This is a genomic window from Shewanella sp. SR44-4, assembly GCF_014163715.1.
In the GTDB taxonomy this organism is placed as follows: Bacteria; Pseudomonadota; Gammaproteobacteria; order Enterobacterales; family Shewanellaceae; genus Shewanella.
The window spans coordinates 1-20,581 of record NZ_JACJDU010000009.1; the positions used below are offsets into that span (position 1 = coordinate 1).

A 20,581-nucleotide genomic window follows, 5' to 3' on the forward strand; every position below is an offset into this window, starting at 1 on the left:
TCGACATCACAAAATATATCCACTAAATTATTCATACGCCCTCTGCATGATTAAATCCTTCTTGGTCGAAAGATCTGATCGTAAAGAGGGCGTTTAGTTCAATTCTTATCCCGAGTTCAGGTTAATTAGTGTTAATTGGTTTTATCATTTTTAGCTTATAAAGAATTGGTTTAACCAAAAGCGGAAAACAAAAATGGAGCCCTTAGGCTCCATTTTTTGTGTCATTCAACTGAATGATTAACCGTTGTCACGTGGCTTACGTGGACGACGCTCTGCACTTGCAGGGCGGTCACTAGCCGGACGATCACCCGCTGGGCGGTCAGTACGTGGACGGTCACTGCGAGCACGATCACTACGTGGGCGACGTGGAGCGCCTGCGCCGCGAGTCGTGTCAGCAAACACTTCATCACCCGCTTCACGAATGTTTAAAGGACGACCACACACACGCACTTTTCTTAGGTGTGAAAGGATGTCTTTAGGCATTCCGTCTGGTAAATCAACGGTTGTGACTTGATCAAACAATTGGATTTGACCAATGAAACGGCTATCGATGTTTGCTTCGTTAGCAATTGCACCAACGATGTTACCTACACCAACACCATTTTCACGACCTACATCGATAACATAACGATTCATTTTAACGTCTGGGTTATCTTTTAAGCCTTCTGCATCGCCAAAGCTATTTGGTGCTGGACGGCTACTACGCTCGCCACGGTCACTGCGTTCACGACGTGGACGGTCGCTGCTACTATTGCGATCACCACGGTCACTACCACGATCACTACGCTCGTCACGTGAATCACGTTGACGTTCGGTAATCGTTGGTAACTGTAGTGGACGCTCTTGCTGTACTTGTTGTAACAATGCAGCAGCCAGTAAATCTGTATCAACTTCAAGCTGTTGACATAATTCAGCTACAGCGTTTTTCATGAAATCTAAGTCACCGTTAATGGTTTCTTGGATTTGCTCGCCTAAACGAGACAAACGACGCTCTGCAACTGATTCAGGGCTAGGCACTTTCATTGGCGAAATACGGCTGTTTGTAGCGCGTTCGATAGTGCGTAACATGCGCATTTCACGATTGGTTACAAATAGGATTGCCATACCAGTACGACCAGCACGACCTGTACGACCGATGCGGTGAACATAGGCTTCTGAATCATAAGGAATATCGTAGTTTACTACGTGTCCAATACGTTCAACGTCTAGACCACGTGCTGCAACGTCAGTCGCGATTAAAATGTCTAACTTGCCGCGCTTAAGCTGCTCAACAGCACGCTCACGTGCTTGTTGATTCATGTCACCATGTAATGGAGATGAAGCATAACCACGGGCTTCTAATTTTTCTGCTAATTCAACACAGCTGTTACGGGTACGAACGAAGATGATAATACCTTCAGTATTTTCAACTTCTAAAACACGTACTAACGCTTCTAGTTTATTGTGTTGTGATACTTGCACATAACGTTGGTCGATAGACTCAACAGTTGTCTGGCTAGACGCTATGCTGATGTTCACTGGGTTTGTTAAGTGCTTAGCTGCAACGCGCTTAATTTGCTCAGGCATAGTGGCAGAGAATAATGCAAGTTGGCTGTCAGTAGGCTTGTGCTCTAATACCCATTCGATATCATCGATGAAGCCCATTTTTAGCATTTCATCGGCTTCGTCTAATACTAAGGCTTTTAGATTATCTAGCTTTAATGTGCCACGACGCATGTGATCCATTACACGACCAGGAGTACCAACAATCACTTGTGGTCCGCGCTTAAGGGCGTTTAATTGTTGTTGCATGCTTTGACCACCGTAAATCGGTAGTACGTGGAAGCCTTTCATGAATTTGGCATAACTACCAAATGCTTCGGCAACTTGAACCGCTAATTCGCGGGTTGGTGCTAACACTAAAATCTGTGGAGCATTGATTTTCATGTCGATTTTGTTTAGTAAAGGCAGGGCAAACGCGCCTGTTTTACCGGTACCGGTTTGTGCTTGACCGATAATATCTTTACCAGCCATAAGCGGGTCGATACTAGCAGCTTGAATAGGAGTTGGGTTTTCATAACCTAACTCGTCAAGCGAACGCAACAAAGACTCAGACAGGCCGAGTTCGCGGAAAGTTCTTTCAGATGACATTGAGTTGTAGCCTTGTGGATGCGCACGAAGTTCGGAAGCTCGTGCTAAAGTTTCACAGACAGAAAATCAACCCCGTGTCGATTTCCCGCGCCGATAAGGGGGCGTATTATAGCAGCAACAATGCTAGTTGACCACGTAAAAACTGAAAATAAACATTAAATTGCCTATTCTAGTTTAAGATTGGCCTGATTCTTGATTTTTAAGATTTGTTAATTGGTTGAAAAATGAACATTTGTTGGCGTGAATTAGGCTGTTTATGGGGCCTTGGTCAGCTTATCGATGCTGAGCATTTGATATACTGTTTCAGCAACCGCCACAATAAAGTCGATGTCTAACGTGGCTATTGTGTCGTCGGCCGTATGATATTGCGCGTGGGGTGGTACGCCAAAATACACCCAGGAGTAGCCCGCTTTATGAAATGGATAGTGGTCTGAGGCTCTGAGCCAATCACTTTTTTTCATCCGCCCACTTAATAAATTTGTGTGATGAGTGCGAATACATAATTGGGTCTGTTGCATCAACAACGGTTTGATTGACTCAAAATTTGACAGATTTTTTTGCCCTTCCATGTAGATTGCTCTACGACGATCTGGGTGGCCTATCATGTCCAAGTTTACACTTAGCTCAATGTCCATCTGTGGGTATTGCTGCAATAACGTCACTAATTCATAGCTGCCATATAAGCCTGGTTCTTCAGCGTCGGTTGCCACAATCATCAAATTAACATCATCTAACGGCGGATTTTTCTGCCATTGGGCTGCAATTGCCATCATTCCGGCAATGCCTGAGGCATTATCATCAGCACCTGGATACATTTTATTGGCCGTTTGACCTAAGTGATCATAATGAGCGGTAATCACTCGCCATCGGTTTGAGCTATTTTTTGCCGCAATAGTGGCAATAATATTGACCCCAGAGACGGTCGAAAATTGATGTTGAAAACTAAACGGGACGGCAAAAGTTTGCTGCCAGGGTTGTAAGCCCATCTCTGTAAATCGTGTGATTAAATACTCTTGAGTGAGGCGGGCGCCTTCAGAGTCAGTCTTGCGGCCTTGAAATTCAGTGGAACTCAGTGTGGTGATATCTTCAGTAATTTGGCTATGGGCGCTAGACCAAGAGGTGATAATAGCTGACGAGCATTGTTGAGGTGTTTGGCTACAGGCATTGAGTAAGCCGCACAATAACATCATAGCCAATACCTTAAGGTGAATTTGAGTAGTGTACATAGTGTGCTCTCCTCTTATTCACCTAAGGTTTGGTATTTTATCTCAGCTTGTTATTTGGCTTTTTTAGCCTTTACACGTTTATTGTGAAGCGCCAGCATCGGCTTTAGGAATCTCGCGGTATGAGACTCTGGGTGCTCTGCTACTTCTTCTGGGCTGCCTGCGGCTAAAATCATGCCGCCGCCAGCACCACCTTCAGGGCCTAAATCGATAATCCAGTCTGCGGTTTTAATCACATCTAAATTATGCTCAATCACCACAACAGTGTTGCCATGAGATTTTAAGCGATGCAATACTTCTAACAATAGTTGAATATCGGCAAAGTGAAGCCCTGTAGTGGGTTCATCTAAAATGTATAAGGTTTTACCTGTGTCACGTTTAGACAGCTCTTTGGCCAGTTTAACGCGCTGAGCTTCACCGCCAGATAAGGTTGTCGCGCTTTGCCCTAAGCGAATGTACGACAAGCCGACATCCATTAAGGTTTGCAATTTACGTGAAATAGATGGAATCGCATCAAAATAGCCACGAGCGTCTTCAACCGTCATTTGCAGCACTTCGTGAATGTTTTTGCCTTTGTATTTTACTTCTAAGGTTTCGCGGTTATAACGCTTGCCTTTACACGAATCACAAGGCACATAAACATCAGGTAAAAAGTGCATTTCCACTTTAATTAACCCATCACCTTGGCAGGCTTCACAACGACCGCCCTTGACGTTAAACGAGAAGCGACCCACTTGATAACCACGGGTGCGCGATTCTTGTGTGCCAGCAAACAGTTCACGTATTGGGGTGAAAATACCCGTATAGGTGGCAGGGTTCGAGCGTGGCGTGCGGCCAATAGGGCTTTGATCAATATCGACTACTTTGTCGCAATGATCCATGCCTTCAATACTTCTGTAAGGTGCAGGTTCATCCACGGTAGCGCCATTGAGCATCCTATGGGCAATTTTAAAGAAGGTGTCGTTAATCAGTGTCGATTTACCTGAACCCGATACGCCAGTAACACAGGTAAACAATCCAACTGGAATGGTTAAATCAACATCTCTTAGGTTATTACCCGAAGCACCAAATAGCTCAATCACCTTTTTCGGATCGATAGGGGTGCGCTGGTCACTAATGTGTATTTGCTTTTTACCGGAAATATATTGGCCCGTAACCGACGCTTCACAGTTAAGAATATCTTCTAGCGTACCGTCACAAATGACTTCACCGCCATGTACACCGGCACCTGGGCCAATATCGATAATGTGATCGGCTAAGCGAATCGCATCTTCATCGTGTTCAACCACAATCACGGTATTGCCTAAATCACGAAGATGGATCAGGGTTTGTAATAAACGTTCGTTATCGCGTTGATGCAAACCAATTGAAGGCTCATCAAGCACGTACATCACGCCCACTAAACCCGCTCCAATTTGGCTGGCTAGGCGAATACGTTGCGCCTCGCCACCCGATAAGGTTTCAGCTGAGCGCGACAAGCTTAAATAGTTAAGCCCCACATTGACCAAGAAGCCAAGGCGTTGACTGATCTCTTTTAAGATTTTCTCGGCAATTTGCGCACGTTGTCCTTCAAACACTACGGTGTCGAAGTATTGTTTAGCTTCGCCAATCGACCAAATGGTCAGTTGCGGTAGGTTTAACTCACCAATAAATACGTTACGGGCTTCTTCACGTAAGCGCGAACCACCACAACTATTACAAGGCTGCATATTAATAAATTTAGACAGCTCATCGCGTACCGAGTTACTTTCGGTTTCACGGTAACGGCGATCCATATTATTCAAAATGCCTTCAAACGGATGGTTACGGATCACAACATCGCCGCGGTCATTAATGTACTTAAAGGCAATGTTTTGTTTGCCAGAACCATATAAGACAATCTTTTTAACTTTGTCGCTTAGTTCGGCATAAGGCTTCTCAACGTCAAACTTATAATGTTCAGCTAATGAACTGAGCATTTGGAAATAGTAAAAATTACGTCTATCCCAGCCTCTAATCGCGCCGCCAGCTAATGAGAGTTCATCATTAGCAATGACTCGCTCAGGGTCAAAAAACTGCTGCACACCTAAACCATCACAAGTTTGACAAGCACCGGCCGGATTGTTAAACGAGAAAATACGCGGCTCAAGTTGGGCCATCGAATAGCCACAATGCGGACACGCGAAATTAGCTGAAAATATCAGTTCTTCGGCTTTGCTATCATCCATACTGGCAATTTTTGCAATGCCACCAGATAATTCTAAAGCGGTTTCAAACGACTCAGCCAAGCGCTGTTTCATGTCTTCGCGTACTTTGAAGCGATCGACAACCACTTCAATGGTATGTTTGATGTGTAAATCTAATGTTGGAGGATCGGTTAAGTCACATACTTCACCGTCAATACGGGCGCGGATGTAGCCTTGTGCCGATAAGCTTTCCAGCAACTTAACGTGCTCACCTTTACGGTCGTTAACCACTGGCGCAAGCAGCATTTGGCGGCTGTCTGCCGGCATCGCCAACACTTTATCCACCATTTGGCTGACCGTTTGCGCTGACAACGGCTGATTATGCGTTGGGCAGCGAGGCTCGCCCACACGGGCAAACAACAAGCGTAAATAGTCATAGATTTCGGTAATGGTACCGACGGTCGAACGTGGATTGTGCGAGGTTGATTTTTGTTCAATTGAAATGGCAGGGCTAAGGCCTTCAATATGATCTACATCGGGTTTTTCCATTAAGCTCAAGAATTGACGCGCATACGCCGACAGCGATTCGACATAACGACGTTGGCCTTCTGCATACAAAGTATCGAAGGCTAATGATGATTTTCCTGAACCGGATAACCCAGTTATCACAATAAGTTTGTCACGGGGAATGGTTAGATTGATGTTCTTAAGATTGTGGGTTCGGGCACCGCGTATTTCAATTTTATCCATCTATATCACTCTATGACTTATGTAAAACAAAACAGCGATCAGTATCGCATAGTTTGTTGGGGGACTTCATATCAATTTTGACTATGTTGGTTTCATGGTACGCATAAAACTCAGCTAAAGTTTAACATGCGCAGATAAAACACCTTATATCAAAAACTGTGATTTCCTTTTGAGCTAATTTCTGGCGCTGTGATAATATGCGCACCTTATAATATTGTTGAATTACTTATCGAAGGGCAACAGCATGGCCAGTAATGGACTGTCGGGTATGGAGAAAAAGGTCGCATTTTCGTTAGCCAGTGTGTTTGGTTTACGAATGATGGGATTGTTTATGATTATGCCTGTCTTCGCGCTGTATGGTCAGCACCTTGAAGGCTTTTCACCGCTATGGGTGGGTATTGCCATTGGTGCTTACGGATTAACCCAGGCTTTTTTACAGATCCCAATGGGCATTTTGTCCGACAAATACGGACGTAAGCCGATTATTCTTGGTGGCTTGGTATTGTTTGCCATTGGTAGTTTAATTGCCGCATCATCGGATCACATTTACGGGGTGGTGTTTGGTCGTGCAGTACAAGGTATGGGCGCAATCGCTGCCGCCGTGTTAGCGCTTGCCGCCGATTTAACTCGAGACGAGCAACGCACTAAAGTCATGGCGATTATCGGCATGTGTATTGGCTTTTCATTTGCCTTGTCATTATTGGTCGGGCCTATTGTGGCGCAATACATGGGCTTAACTGGGCTGTTTTTATTAACCGCAGTATTAGCGGTGTTGGGCATGTTAATTGTACAGTTTTTTGTTCCCAATCCTATTAGCCAAGCGCCTAAAGGCGATACGGTCGCCACTCCGACAAAATTAAAGCGCATGTTGTTAGACCCACAGTTATTTCGCCTAGATGCTGGCATTTTTATTCTGCATTTGGTGCTCACTGCTGTGTTTGTGGCATTGCCGCTCGATTTGGTTGATGCCGGTTTAGTCAAAGAAAAACATTGGATGTTGTACTTCCCCGCTTTTGTTGGCGCATTTTTCTTAATGGTGCCGTTAATTATCATTGGGGTGAAACGCAACAACACCAAAACCATGTTCCAGTTGTCGTTAATGATCATGATGGTGTCACTTGCCGCGATGGGGTTTTATGCCGATAACCTTTGGGTGTTAAGTGGTGCGGTAGTGTTATTTTTCACTGGCTTTAACTACCTTGAAGCATCACTGCCAAGTTTAATTGCTAAGTTTTGTCCTGTCGGTGACAAAGGTTCGGCTATGGGCGTGTATTCAACTAGTCAATTTTTAGGGGCATTTTGTGGCGGCATGTTAGGCGGCGGAGCTTATCAGCTCGTTGGTGCATCTGGGGTGTTTTTTGTTGCGCTAGGGCTAATGTGTGTGTGGTTATTTTTAACCCTTGGCATGCAAAAGCCTGTGTTATTGAAAAGCTATACGCTTGAAGCTACAGTAAAAGATAGAAGTGATGCACAAGATATGGCCAGTAAATTGTCACAGTTAATCGGTGTTGTAGAGGCCATTGTGGTGCTCGAAGAGAAAGTGGCTTATTTAAAGGTCGATGATAAATTCAATTTAAGCGAAGCGCGAGCTGTGTTAGGCTCTGTGAATTAGATCGTGTAGATCATTAAGCTTAGTATTCAGTTAAAGTAAACAGATAAAAATCTCAGGAGATTTCGATGGCTAGTCGTGGTGTGAATAAAGTGATTTTGGTCGGTAACTTAGGTAAAGACCCTGAGGTTCGTTACATGCCAAACGGCAATGCTGTTGCCAACTTTACTATAGCGACAAGTGAGTCGTGGAAAGACCAACAAGGTCAAATGCAAGAACGTACCGAGTGGCACAACATTGTGATGTATCGTCGTCTTGCGGAAATTGCTGGCGAGTACTTAAAGAAAGGCTCTAAAGTTTATTTAGAAGGCAAATTGCAAACCAGTAAGTGGCAAGATCAGACTACCGGTCAAGACCGTTATAAGACTGAAATCAACGCTATGGAAATGCAAATGTTAGACAGCCGCAACTCAGGTGATAATGCCGGTGGTGGTCAGTATCAAGGGCAAGGTCAAAGCTCTGGGCAAAACGCCGGACAAAATATGGGACAACAACAGTCTCGTCCTGCACCAGCACCTCAAGCTCGTCAGCCACAAGCGCAATACAATCAAACTGCGCCTGCTGCAGGTAATGAAGCTTACCAAGCTCAGCCTAATGCTGGCCAGCAAGGTGGTGGTTACCAGCAACAATCTGCGCCAGCGCAACAAGCTGCACCTGCTTATGCACCAAAGCCAGCCGCTGCACCTCAGGGTAATTTCCAACCACAAAATGCTCCTGCACAGCGTCCAGCACCACAACCACAACAAAACTTCACTCCAGATTTAGATGAAGGCTGGGATGACGATATTCCGTTCTAATTTTCACTAGAGATTACATAATCCAATGTGTTGATTAAAACTTTTAAGGCCTGCTTTTGCAGGCCTTTTTGTTTTCTACGTTAGAGAAGCAACGAGACTGACTCTGCTGTTTGTTAGCGGTATTTCTATGCTACAAATGTCACCGTAGCAGTTTTGTCATGGAAAGTAGTTATTCGATTAAAGCAGAGTATTCATCAAGTGACTTATGACCTCTTGCCGTCAGAAAACTCAACAACGCTTCGGGGCTACGGTTCAGTAAGCGTTCAATTGGAAATTCCACTGTTTCAATGACCTCAATGGCTTTTTCAAACTCGCCTAAGCTAAAAGCAACATGCGAGTCAGAACCCATAACGAGCAGTCCACCTGCTGCTTTTACTGCATTAGCTATTTCAATACAGTTGCATGTACTGCCTTTTCTCGACGTCAAAAAAGAGGAGTTATTTATCTCTAGCGCCACGTTATGTTTGGCAGCGGCAGCGGCGACGCGCTTAATATCGATTGGATAAGCAGGGTTGCCTGGGTGAGTAATAATGTCGACATTACCACTTTCAATACAGTTGATGAGTGCTGTAGTGTGAGCCTCTTTAGTCGATGGTGGGAAAACGGGTTCATGGAACCCTGCCAACACAATATCGAGCTCTTTTAAATAATCACCAAAAAAATCAATCTCACCATGTTCATTTTTGATATTCGCTTCAATGCCGCGCAGCACGCCAACACCGTCAACAATTCTAGGTAACACTCTCATATTTACAAAGTGCCAAAAATGGGGCGCATCAGCCATATCTGGGCCATGATCGGTAATGGCGAATAACTTGATACCTTTGGCTTTCGCAACACAAAGGTAATCATGGAAGGTACTATAAGCGTGAGTTGACGCTATAGTATGCGCGTGAATATCAACAAGGAATTTCATGGCGAGTCTCGTTCTCTGAATCAAAAACAGTAGGCATCAAGTCTACGCTGTTAACTGGGCTTTCTCTATGATCACTTTTGTTGATTACTTGCAGCAGGTATTGAGGCATATTGTCGAAGATGCCTTGGCGTTATACATGGCTGTTTTCCGGCATTTGTAGTGAGCCAATCGGCCGCACATGATATTAACGATGTTGTAAGGCATTTGATATGAAATAGGCCGAATGTTGTCACTTTGCCTTACATATTCCACTTCTTAACCCGAGTTGAGGCTGAATAATGAGAGATGAGTTAAGAGCGAAAATTATTGCCGTGTGTGATAAAAAAATTGCGGCGAAAGGCGATAACGTCGGTTTGTCATTTTATGCATTTTTTGCCAACAAAAATGATAATCCTCAATTGCTGATGGAAGCGGCAACATGGTGGATTCAAACACACCAATTGGATCATTTTGTGAAGGCCCACAAAATTAAACAAATGATTCATAATGGCTTGTAATAGTCTGAATAAATTATGTGCGGCGGAGCAATACTGACCAATATTCAATAAGTAACCGATATATAGATTAAGTCATGCCTTAATGATTAAGCGTAATCGCTTAACGGGTTTTTAGATGACACAAGTCGTTTTTGAACGATCAATCAAAATTGTACTAATAGTTTTGACCGTTTTAATGTTATATTTTCACTCTTGAGTGACATTAACGATATTAAATGTCGTGCTTAATACCGATATAGTTAGCAGATATTTTTTGAAAAAAGCCGGAGGAATGAGTGGGAATAATTGGTCGACTGTTAGTTATTGGCGCCACTTTACTATTTTTTAGTGGCTGCGCTAGCACCTCAACAGCGGGTGATCCATTCGAAGCGGTTAATCGAAAAAGCTGGGACTTTAATTACCAGGTCATGGACAAATATGCTTTAAAACCAGCAGCAGAAGGCTATGAAACAGTCCCTCAGCCGATCCGACAAGGTGTGACAAATCTGCTATCAAATCTAAGTGAACCTCTTTATGCAGTAAATAACCTCTTACAATGGAAAGTGACCGACAGCGGTAGCAGTGTTTTACGTTTTGTCGTCAACACCACAATCGGCCTTGTGGGTCTTTTTGATCCTGCTACCGATATGGGATTAGTGAAAAAAGAAGAAACATTTGCGCAAACCTTTGGTGTTTGGGGTATTGGCAATGGGCCTTTCATCATGTGGCCTGTTTATGGCGCCAGTACTGCACGTAATACCGTCGGCGATTTTGTTGATGTTTTTGTGTATCCCTTATCTATTCTGTCGTTTGAACAAAGGGCCGGAAAGTTTGTGTTGGAAGGTTTAGACAGTCGGATTGATTTTCAGCAATATGAACCCATATTAGACGGATCGTTAGATCCTTATGGCTATGTTAAAGATGTCTATTTGCAGCGAGATGCTCACTTGGTCAGTGACGGTAAAGTGGCTGAGACTGAATCTGACGAATTTGATCTAGAGTTTGATGACGAACTATTAGATGATGAGCTATTAAATGACGCACCTGCAGACGACAAATCAGACGATCACACTGATTACAAGGTAACGGACTAGCCAATGTCAAACATCAAAACGTTTTCATCTTGTACGAGTGAATTAAAAAATATTCGCGAATTTGTGGTAGATGCATGCCGCGATTTTCCTTTTAGCGAAGGTAAAGTCAATGAAATCGTATTGGCCGTTGATGAGGCTTGTGCCAATGTTATTCGTCATGGTTATCACATGTCGAAAAAGGGCTGTATAGAAATCGTGGTCAGCAGTGATGATGAGCATGCGCTATTTGTGATTAAAGATGTGTGTTCGCAGATTACTGACAAGCAATTAATACCGGCAGAAAATAATTTATGTAAACCAGGTGGATTAGGCCTTTGCCTCATTCATTATGTGGCTGAAAAAGTAAGACTTATCCCACATAAAGGCAAAGGTAATTGGTTAGAACTGACGGTTAAATTTGAGTGATATAAAATGAATATTGAAATTGAGACACATAACAATTACCAAGTGGTTAAGCTTTATGGCGAGGTCGATCTGAGCAACTCTCGCAGTATCAAACTCGACATCATAAAGTTAATTAAGAGTAAAAATAACATCATTGTCGATTTCACCCACCTGCAATATATCGATAGCTCAGGCATGGCTTCACTGGTTGAGGCCTTCAATGAAGCCAGAGAAAATGACACTGAATTTCATATCGTTGGTGCCAATGGTTCACCGCTTCAAGTACTGCAACTAACCCGTTTAAACACGGTGTTTAACTTAGCTGATTCAGTAAGTGCTGTGAGTAACAATGGTTAACCCTATCATTACTGTAGAGCATTTGTTTGCCCAATATGGCGATACCCATGTACTCAAAGACGTCAATTTAGAGGTCAACCCCGGCGAAATTCTGGTGGTGATGGGCGGATCTGGTTCTGGTAAAAGTACCTTGCTTAACCATATGCTTGGGCTTAAAACCCCTACGTCAGGCACTATCATGATTGATGGTGTGAATATTTTTACGGCTAAAAATAAGCAATTACGTAACTTACGCAAAAAAATGGGCGTGGCTTTCCAAGGCGGCGCACTACTGAGTTCATTAACGGTGGCAGATAATGTCAGGTTACCTTTAGAGCACAATACTTCATTGGATACCCAAACCATTGATATTATGGTGCGGATGAAGCTTGAATTAATGAACATGGCTGGAACCGGCCATCTAATGCCTTCGGAATTATCAGGCGGCATGCTAAAACGAGCAGGACTGGCTAGGGCCGTTATTATGGATCCTAAATTACTGTTTTTTGATGAACCTTCAGCAGGGCTTGATCCCACAACTGCAGTTGAACTTGACGAGCTTATTCTCACTTTGAGAGATGCCATGAACATGACTATCGTGGTGGTCACTCATGAGTTAGAAAGTGTGTTTAAAATTGCCGATCGCGTGGTGGTATTGTTTGCGGGTGAAGTGGTGGCGAATGGCACCGTTGATGAGATTAAAAACTCGCCAGATGAACGCATTCAAAACATGATCAACCGTCAACCGAACACTTACAGAGATGATGGTGAGGTTTATCTCAATCGTTTGTTAAATAAGGATGAAAAATAATGAATGCCTTGTTTAATTCAGTCAGTAACTTAGGTGCCGCAACGCGTAAAAATATTGAAAGTGTTGGCCTAGCAACATTATTTTTAATGCGTATCGTCAGCAGCCTATTCACTGGGCTGGTGTCATTTAAGCAAGTGATTAAGCAGATATATTTTATAGGTAATCGGTCTTTAATTGTCATTATTGTTGCCGCGCTCTTTACCGGTATGGTTGTGGCACTGCAGTTTTACGATACCTTAGTGCGATTTGGTTCAGTGGATTTATTGGGTTCGGCAGTTGCCTTGAGCCTGATTAAAGAATTAGGTCCGGTGATGACAGCATTAATGGTAATAGCACGAGTTGGCTCTGCGACCTGTTCAGAAATTGGTATTATGCGTAACGAGCAACAATTTGATGCGCTTGATTGCATGGCGATTAACAGTTACCGCTATGTGATGCTGCCAAGACTATTAGCGGCGTTGTTTTGTGTTCCTATGCTGACGGCCGTTTTTGACTTGGTGGGCATTGGCGGTGGCTATATCGTTGGAGTACACATTCAAGGAGAAAGTCCTGGTGCATATATTCAAGGTGTAATGGATACCATTAGCTTTAAAGATGTGCTGGTTGGTCAAATAAAGTCATTGGTATTTGGTTTGTTTATTATGTGGATACCTTTATATTACGGCTTTTATTTACACTTAAATCAAAAAAATATGGGCGCTGAAGGCGTCAGCAATGGCACCACTCAGGCGGTGGTAATGAGTGCAATTATTATGTTATTTAGTGACTATATCGTTAGCTCATTAGCGCTATAACTAGAGGTTTCAATGAAAAACAATTACGTCAATTTTCTCGTCGGCCTGTTTGTATTATTCGGGATTGGGGCCTTGGTATTTATGTCAATTACCATTGGTGGAGCATCGGTCACTAATAGTGGTAACTACACCTTAGTGGCTAAATTTGAAAATTCTTCAGGTTTAAAAGAAGGTGCCTTTGTCGAAATGTCAGGTGTACGTGTTGGATTAATTCAATCGATTAATTACGACCCTAAAGCGTATGAGTCAGTCGTTAAAATATCATTAGATAATGCGATTACCGTACCTGATGATTCGATAGCCTCTATTCGTACATCAGGTATTATTGGCGACAGATTTGTTAAAATATCTACCGGTGGTTCAGAAATAAACATGGCAGATGGTGAAGAGTTTATTGAAACAGAATCATCAATCAGCATCGAAGAGTTAATAAGCAAATATATGTTTAGTCAGGATAAATAATGAAATCAATAATTTTTTTAATCATGATGCTAGTGATGCCGTCTCTAGCTTTGGCGGCACAAGAACCAACAGAACGCGTTAAATTAGGTGTGACAGATATCATTAGTATCGCATCAAATAGCGCCTTGTCAGTCGAACAGAAAAAACAATCACTCAGTGATGTGATTGAAAAACACGTCGACATACAAGCCTCTGCACAACGAGTGTTAGGTAAGTATTGGAGACAGGCAAGCGATACCGAGAAACGTCAATTTATGGTGTTGTTAAAAGGCGTATTAGTCGATACCTATATTGTGTTGCTAGAACAGTATGATAATCAAACGGTTGATTACACCAATGAAACAATCAAGAAAAAGGTTTATGCATCGGTAGATACTGAAATTCATACCAAAGAAAATATCATTCCGGTTTCATATCAGCTTTATCAACGTAATAATGAATGGAAAATTTACGATTTTGTTGCTGAAGGTTTATCGATGATCCGTACCTTTAGTAATGACTATAAAAGTACTTTGAAAAAAAGCGGTGTCACTGGTTTGAATGAAGCCCTTGCTGCTAAATTAGCCCAAAAGTAAGGTTACCCTTGAATATTGATAGAGCATTAGCTAACAGCATTATTGATGAAACCTTATGGTTTAAAACCAATTTGGCAGTCACATTAAGTGAGTTTAATTATTACTTAATTAAAAAAAATGGCCAAGTCAGCTGTAATTTTTCATCCTTGTGTGATGAGCATTACACCCGGCTCTATCAACAATTTAAAGCATTGTCGTTACAACACAGTATTACGGAAATTGTGCCTCTAAAGGACGATGGCAAAATGTGTTGGGTGCTGCCTTTTGGTAAAGAATCGAGTTTATTTGACTGTATCATTCTGCTTAATTTACCTGCAGGAACTGAATCGCATCATGTTAGCTCGTTGTATTTTAGGCTTTTGTACCAGCTAAAAAGCTTCCAGTTTTCCGAAGCGTCATCACAACTTAACGCTGCCCAGGTGTGGATCCGCGATGAGATAGAAGAAATTTCGCGCTTGCAGCAATTGATGTTGCCAGACAAAGGTATCGTACTCAGCTCTGTTAAAATGGCTTATACCTATAAAGCGATGAAAGGTGCTGGTGGTGATTATTTAGACATTGTCGACCTTGGTAAAAGTCGCCCGGATGTCCAGGGTGATATCGGAATGATTATTGCTGACGTATCGGGTCACGGCCCTGCCGCGGCAGTAGAAACCGCCATGATAGATGCCATCTTACGCACCTTTGAACCGAAAGATTTAAACAGTAGTTCTTCTGAAGTGCTTAATTATATCAATCAACATTTTTTCACTAAAAAGCCTCGTGGCAGCTTTTTAACCGCTACAGTAATGCGTTATAACTTCCAAGAGAAAGAACTTATTTATGCTAATGCAGGCCATCCTCACGCCTATTTGAAAAAAGCCAACAGGCTGGTTGCCTTAGATCAAGGTGGCATTCCTATTGGGGTACTGCGTGAGCAAAATTGGGATACCTACCGGGTTAGTGTTGATGTAGGTGATATCTTATTTGTGTATACCGATGTGGTCATCGAAACGCAAAATGCCCACAAAGAATTATTTGGTTTCGATCGCTTAGAAAAAGCCATCAGCGCAGCACCCGATGAACCCGAAGCTATGCTGGAGTATCTGGAGCAGCAAATGAAACAGTTTTGCGGTTTTTCAGAGTTTCAGGATGATTTGACCATGTGCGCAATCCAGTTTATCTAAGCTAATTGAGTATTTAATCATTGAGAAGATGAAGATTGGGATGACGATATCCCGTTCTAGGACATCTCCAGTCACAGGTTTAATCTTTTTTATCAATAACTAAAAAGCCCTGAGTTACCGCTCAGGGCTTTTTTTATCTCACTGGTTTGTTGGGCTATTAAGCGGTTAATGCTTCAGCTGGGCCGAAGAATTCATAATGAATTTGGCTTTCTGGTACACCTAAGCTGGTGGCGATGGCCAATGCTGCTTTCATAAAACCGGTAGGGCCAAGCAGGTAAAATTCTACATCGCGGTCTGCAGGGAGTTGCTCTGCAATGATTGATGCATCAATAAACCCAGTGGCATGAGGCTGGCAATGTTGTTCTGGCTGGCTGTAAACATACAAAGGTTTGATGTGGTCATGTGTTGAGGCAAGTTGATCGACATGGTGTTTAAACGCATGGACATCACTATTTATGGCCGCATGAATAAAGCGAATATCGCGTCCTGAACCCGCTTCAGTATTGAGCATACTAATCGCAGGAGTAATACCGACACCGCCAGTCAATAATATTAACGGCTTGGTGTTTTTTCGTAAGATGAAATCGCCACTGGGTGCACGTAATTTCACTTTATCGCCTAACTGAATATTGTTATGTAAGTGATTTGAAACCACGCCATTAGGTTCACGCTTGACGCTAATTCTTAAGTAATCTTTGCCTGCCGCGTCAGATAGACTGTAGTTACGACGCATTGATACACCGTCGATATCATCAAATACTAAGGTCAAAAATTGCCCAGCGTCAAAGTTTGGTAAGCCTTTATTATCAAAAGGTTGAAAGTAGAATGAGGTAATCACTGAGCTTTCATCTACACGTTTGACTAAAATAAAGTCACGCTCGCCACGCCAACCACCTTGTTGATGCTCTTTAGCTGTATAAATTGATTCTTCCGCCGCAATCAATATGTTGGCTAATTGGCCGTAAGCCTTGGTCCAAGCATCAATCACTTCGTCTGTTGCAGCATCACCGAGTACGGCTTTAATGGCTTGTATTAAACAACTGCCAACAGCGTCATATTGTTCAGGTAAAATGCCTAATGCAACATGCTTTTGAACGATTTTACTAACGGCATCACTTAAATTGCCCAATTCATCAATATTGGCACCGTAAGCAATAACCGCATTTGCCAGTGCTTTAGGCTGAGTGCCTTTGGCTTGGTTAGTTTGATTGAAAAATGGTAATACTTCTGGATGCTGTGCAAACAGTAATGGATAAAAATGGCTGGTGATGTCATTAGCGTAAATTTGCAGAGCCGGAACGGTGGCTTTAATAATTTGAACAGTTGCAGTGTCTAACATTAATGATTTCCTTCTAGGGAGTAAAATAGCGATAAGCTTCAATCAATTACCTTGTCTACCCATACATTGCACAGAACACGCCAATATTTATCTAGCTGATTTAGCAGGTATAATTTTCATAAGGGTTAATTTGACCTAGATCAATATATATGTCAAATTAACCGAAATTGGGTTAATTTGACATATTATGAATATTGTTCCCTTTATCGATATTGTAGAAGACTTAAATCGTGACCTGATAAAATCGGAACGATACTTACGACTGATTTTAGCGATTCAGCGCGCTATACCATGTGACGTAGTGGCCTTGTTGAAACTTAAACATGACTATTTAGTTCCTGTGGCTGTTGTAGGGCTAAAGCAACAAGCCCTCGCTAGACAGTTTTCGATCAACCACCATCCACGCTTACAGCAAATTTTAGCTAACCCACATATTACCCGCTTTGATGCCGACTCAACACTGCCCGATCCCTACGACGGTTTAGTCGATGATGGTAGTGAACAATTGCACGTGCATGACTGCATGGGCAGTACCATTTATATCGACGGTAAAGCGTGGGGCGTTTTAACCTTAGACGCCATGAAAGCAGGTAGCTTTGATGCGCTTAACCCAACCGAAACCCGCGCTTATATTGCTGCTGTGGCCGCTGCGATTAGTACCAGTGAACATATTGAAGCATTAGAAGTGCAAGTTGAACGTAATCATCAAGTGGCGCAGTGCATGTTAGCGACTGCTGGACCGTCTAGTATTATTGGAAACAGTGTCGCAATTACGGATTTATTGTCAGAGATAAATACCGTTGCAGCCAGCGATCTATCGGTATTAATCACTGGCGAAACTGGCGTGGGTAAAGAGCTGGTTGCCAAAAGTATTCATCAGCAATCACGTCGCAGCGAGCAACTACTAGTACAAATTAACTGTGCTGCATTGCCAGAAAGCATCGTTGAAAGTGAATTATTTGGTCACGTAAAAGGCGCGTATTCTGGTGCGGTAAGTGACCGTCGCGGCCGCTTTGAATTGGCTGATGGCGGGACGTTATTTTTAGATGAAGTGGGTGAGTTACCACTTGCGGTGCAAGCTAAGTTACTACGTGCGTTGCAAAACGGTGAAATTCAACGAGTCGGCAGCGATAATATTATCGTAGTGGATGTCAGAATTGTTGCCGCTACTAACCGTAATTTACAGTTAGAAGTCAAAGAAGGTCGCTTTAGGGCTGACTTATATCATCGCTTGAGTGTGTATCCTTTACCTGTGCCACCATTACGGGATCGTGGTAAAGACGTTATTTTACTGGCTGGCTATTTTTTAGAAAAAAACCAACATCAGCTTGGCGTCGCGAAACTGAGGTTACAGCAAACCGCCATTGATCAGTTAACCCAATACCATTGGCCTGGCAATGTGCGAGAGTTAGAACACTTACTCAGTCGAGCTGCGTTAAGGGCTATTAGCGAGCAAGGGCGTCATGCCAGTATCATTAACATAAGTCGTGTTCATCTCGGTTCAGAGTTTGTTGTGAGCCATACAGTAGCACCAGCAATAGCCGAGGTTGATAATATCAGCGACAGTAATGCCGCAGCTGCATTATCGCAGGTGTTAACCCTTGGACTACGTGATTCAACCGATGAGTACCAACGACAAATAATACAGACGGTATTAGCGACCGAAAGAGGTAATTTAGCCGCTGTTGCCAGAAGTTTACAGCTGGATAGAAGCAATTTAATCCGCACCATGCGTCGTTTAGGGCTTGATCCTAACGCGGCATATTAAGAATGATATCCAAAGAAGCCGTGACGTGAGCGGCTAATTATCTCGTCTGAAGTCATCTCGTTCTGCAGTAATGACGATTTGAGATTAATTAGAATATATTTTGTTATTTCAGTAATATATTCCGAAAAATTCTGGTCTATATACTGAGTGAAGTTGGATTAATTAGAGTTTCCTAAAGGATTAATGTTATGCAAAAAGGTTATGTCGGTAATATTTCGTTAGTGGTTGCCATCGTCGCAGTCGCGATTGCTGCTTTGATGGTTTTTGGCTCGTCACTGGGATTGTGGGACCCGATTGTCGGCTTTATGGCCAGTCGAAATTACAATAACCTGTTGGGTTATTTAGTGGTGGTGGTTGCGGTGCTGGCATTAGTGACCAGCTTTACCATTAAGCAAGACTGTAACGCTAAGGGCAAAGGCATATTAACCTCTACAACAGCGCTATTACTGGGCTTAGCTATATTGTCGCCGAGCATTATGGCGTTGGTTATCAAACCAGTGAAATACCCACCTATTCACGATATTACTACCAACACTCAATCACCACCGCAGTTTGAGTTTTTAACTGACAGCCGGGTTGGCGCTAAAAATAGTTTGGTATATGGCGGAGAAGAGATTGCCGCGCAGCAACTGCAAGCTTTTCCAAATATTCAACCAATTGCGTCAGACTTATCGGTAGAGGCGGCTTATCAAAAAGCATTAACTGTCGCTAAAACCATGAGCTGGACCATTGTCGCTCAAGACCCAAAAGCACTGCGCTTTGAAAGTACGGCAACAACGCCTTTTTTCAATTTTGCAGATGATGTCGTTATCGTTGTGTCTACGCTAGAGCAGGGCAGTCGTATTGATTTACGCAGCGTGTCGCGGATTGGTATTGGCGATGCTGGTGTGAACGCAAAACGTATTCAAGAATTTAGTCAGCGGTTTGCTGAATAGTCTGAGTCTTGAATAAATTATGCCGCAGGTTTTAACCAATAAAAAGGAGCATAAAATGCTCCTTTTTATTAATGACGACAAAACGGTTAATTAACTTAAATGCTTAATCGAAGATACAGCTGCTAACGATTATTATGCTAAGTTTTGTGATGCGAGATATTTCTGACTTTAAATCAGCTATTTAAATCAGCTCTTTAGCAGAACTGCCATTGTTTGTAGCCATCAATCAGTCGGTATCGCGCTTGATGGATATGATGCGAAAGTACAAAGCTGTCTCTCTATTTTACTCGCTTAAAAAGCTATCAAAAAATACATAACAAACAGCGCTATATTGATGCTCTAATTGATATAGGATGCTTATCATTTAACTGCAGTAAGTCCCAAAGATTGCCGTACAGATCTTCAAAAACCGCCACTGTGCCGTAGTCTTGCTCTTGAGGTGGGCGCACAAACTTAATCCCATCGAGTTGCATGCGGTTATAGTCGCGCCAAAAATCGTCGGTATTCAAAAAAAGAAATACCCGTCCGCCGGCTTGGTTACCAATAAAATCATGCTGCTCTGGTTTTGATGCCCTTGCTAGCAGCAACGACACTCCGTTTGACCCCGGAGGCGACACCACAACCCAGCGTTTGTCTTGTTCTGCTTGATAGGTGTCTTCAATTAAATCAAACTTCAATTTATTGACATAAAAATCGATGGCTTCATCGTAATCATTCACCACTAGCGCGATGTGAACTATAGACTGTTTCATTATTATCCTTTGATAGCGTTGTAAATTAGCCAGTGAATGAGCGTTGTAAATTAACTAGTGAGTTAATGCAAGATTATCTGTGCCGTCGATTATGCATTA

19 protein-coding genes are annotated in these 20,581 nt (G+C 42.7%); 13 read left to right on the forward strand and 6 right to left on the reverse strand.

The window, feature by feature from the left end; genetic code table 11:
• Nucleotides 1-237: 237 nt before the first annotated feature.
• The 3 genes from H5125_RS06195 to uvrA form a co-directional block, all read right to left on the reverse strand.
• On the reverse strand, nucleotides 238-2,130 hold the full coding sequence (locus H5125_RS06195; RefSeq protein ID WP_101084976.1) for a DEAD/DEAH box helicase: 1,893 nt from the start codon (nucleotides 2,128-2,130) through the stop codon (nucleotides 238-240).
• A 254-nt stretch (nucleotides 2,131-2,384) separates the two neighbouring features.
• A complete protein-coding gene (locus H5125_RS06200) occupies nucleotides 2,385-3,356 on the reverse strand; it encodes a M20/M25/M40 family metallo-hydrolase (RefSeq protein WP_182743780.1) in 972 nt (323 codons plus the stop codon).
• Nucleotides 3,357-3,406: 50 nt separating this feature from the next.
• A complete protein-coding gene (gene uvrA, locus H5125_RS06205; RefSeq protein ID WP_182743781.1) occupies nucleotides 3,407-6,268 on the reverse strand; it encodes an excinuclease ABC subunit UvrA in 2,862 nt (953 codons plus the stop codon).
• 244 nt (nucleotides 6,269-6,512) lie between these two features.
• Here uvrA and H5125_RS06210 point away from each other — a divergent pair, with 244 nt between their 5' ends.
• Complete coding sequence (locus H5125_RS06210) at nucleotides 6,513-7,880, forward strand: MFS transporter (RefSeq protein WP_182743782.1); 1,368 nt, start codon at nucleotides 6,513-6,515, stop codon at nucleotides 7,878-7,880.
• 65 nt (nucleotides 7,881-7,945) lie between these two features.
• The gene (locus tag H5125_RS06215) at nucleotides 7,946-8,674 is read left to right on the forward strand and encodes a single-stranded DNA-binding protein (RefSeq protein WP_162024042.1); all 729 of its coding nucleotides are present in this window, start codon (nucleotides 7,946-7,948) and stop codon (nucleotides 8,672-8,674) included.
• Nucleotides 8,675-8,843: 169 nt separating this feature from the next.
• Here H5125_RS06215 and H5125_RS06220 read toward each other — a convergent pair whose 3' ends face one another.
• Complete coding sequence (locus H5125_RS06220) at nucleotides 8,844-9,590, reverse strand: phosphatase (protein WP_182743783.1); 747 nt, start codon at nucleotides 9,588-9,590, stop codon at nucleotides 8,844-8,846.
• Nucleotides 9,591-9,868: 278 nt separating this feature from the next.
• Here H5125_RS06220 and H5125_RS06225 point away from each other — a divergent pair, with 278 nt between their 5' ends.
• The 9 genes from H5125_RS06225 (at nucleotide 9,869) to H5125_RS06265 (ending at nucleotide 15,688) form a co-directional block, all read left to right on the forward strand.
• Complete coding sequence (locus H5125_RS06225) at nucleotides 9,869-10,087, forward strand: DUF6500 family protein (RefSeq protein ID WP_162024040.1); 219 nt, start codon at nucleotides 9,869-9,871, stop codon at nucleotides 10,085-10,087.
• Between the two features lie 275 nt (nucleotides 10,088-10,362).
• Nucleotides 10,363-11,160 carry a VacJ family lipoprotein gene (locus tag H5125_RS06230; protein WP_182743784.1) on the forward strand — a complete coding sequence of 266 codons (798 nt, stop codon included), beginning with the start codon at nucleotides 10,363-10,365 and terminating at the stop codon, nucleotides 11,158-11,160.
• A 3-nt stretch (nucleotides 11,161-11,163) separates the two neighbouring features.
• Nucleotides 11,164-11,565, forward strand: coding sequence for an ATP-binding protein (locus H5125_RS06235; RefSeq protein WP_101084984.1), 402 nt, complete (start codon nucleotides 11,164-11,166; stop codon nucleotides 11,563-11,565).
• A 6-nt stretch (nucleotides 11,566-11,571) separates the two neighbouring features.
• A complete protein-coding gene (locus tag H5125_RS06240; RefSeq protein ID WP_011639120.1) occupies nucleotides 11,572-11,901 on the forward strand; it encodes an STAS domain-containing protein in 330 nt (109 codons plus the stop codon).
• Nucleotides 11,894-12,691 (forward strand): ABC transporter ATP-binding protein, encoded by a 798-nt coding sequence (locus H5125_RS06245; protein WP_101084985.1) that lies wholly within the window; start codon nucleotides 11,894-11,896, stop codon nucleotides 12,689-12,691. Before H5125_RS06240 ends, H5125_RS06245 begins: the two co-directional genes overlap by 8 nt.
• Nucleotides 12,691-13,485, forward strand: coding sequence for an ABC transporter permease (locus H5125_RS06250; RefSeq protein ID WP_162024038.1), 795 nt, complete (start codon nucleotides 12,691-12,693; stop codon nucleotides 13,483-13,485). The genes H5125_RS06245 and H5125_RS06250 overlap by 1 nt, the downstream gene beginning before the upstream one ends.
• A 12-nt stretch (nucleotides 13,486-13,497) precedes the next feature.
• Nucleotides 13,498-13,947 (forward strand): outer membrane lipid asymmetry maintenance protein MlaD, encoded by a 450-nt coding sequence (gene mlaD, locus H5125_RS06255; protein ID WP_101084987.1) that lies wholly within the window; start codon nucleotides 13,498-13,500, stop codon nucleotides 13,945-13,947.
• Nucleotides 13,947-14,522: a phospholipid-binding protein MlaC gene (locus H5125_RS06260; protein WP_101084988.1), complete on the forward strand. Its 576-nt coding sequence runs from the start codon at nucleotides 13,947-13,949 to the stop codon at nucleotides 14,520-14,522. Before mlaD ends, H5125_RS06260 begins: the two co-directional genes overlap by 1 nt.
• 8 nt (nucleotides 14,523-14,530) lie before the next feature.
• The gene (locus tag H5125_RS06265; protein WP_101084989.1) at nucleotides 14,531-15,688 is read left to right on the forward strand and encodes a PP2C family protein-serine/threonine phosphatase; all 1,158 of its coding nucleotides are present in this window, start codon (nucleotides 14,531-14,533) and stop codon (nucleotides 15,686-15,688) included.
• A 157-nt stretch (nucleotides 15,689-15,845) separates the two neighbouring features.
• On the opposite strand, the gene hmpA is transcribed toward H5125_RS06265, so the two are convergent.
• Nucleotides 15,846-17,027 carry an NO-inducible flavohemoprotein gene (gene hmpA, locus H5125_RS06270; protein ID WP_182743785.1) on the reverse strand — a complete coding sequence of 394 codons (1,182 nt, stop codon included), beginning with the start codon at nucleotides 17,025-17,027 and terminating at the stop codon, nucleotides 15,846-15,848.
• 187 nt (nucleotides 17,028-17,214) lie between these two features.
• Between hmpA and norR the strand changes: the two genes are divergently transcribed.
• The gene (norR, locus tag H5125_RS06275; RefSeq protein ID WP_182743786.1) at nucleotides 17,215-18,795 is read left to right on the forward strand and encodes a nitric oxide reductase transcriptional regulator NorR; all 1,581 of its coding nucleotides are present in this window, start codon (nucleotides 17,215-17,217) and stop codon (nucleotides 18,793-18,795) included.
• Between the two features lie 188 nt (nucleotides 18,796-18,983).
• Nucleotides 18,984-19,730: a DUF1499 domain-containing protein gene (locus tag H5125_RS06280; RefSeq protein ID WP_182743787.1), complete on the forward strand. Its 747-nt coding sequence runs from the start codon at nucleotides 18,984-18,986 to the stop codon at nucleotides 19,728-19,730.
• Nucleotides 19,731-20,056: 326 nt separating this feature from the next.
• Here H5125_RS06280 and H5125_RS06285 read toward each other — a convergent pair whose 3' ends face one another.
• Entirely contained in the window at nucleotides 20,057-20,482 is a 426-nt protein-coding gene (locus H5125_RS06285; RefSeq protein ID WP_182743788.1) for a VOC family protein, read from the reverse strand.
• Nucleotides 20,483-20,581: the final 99 nt, after the last annotated feature.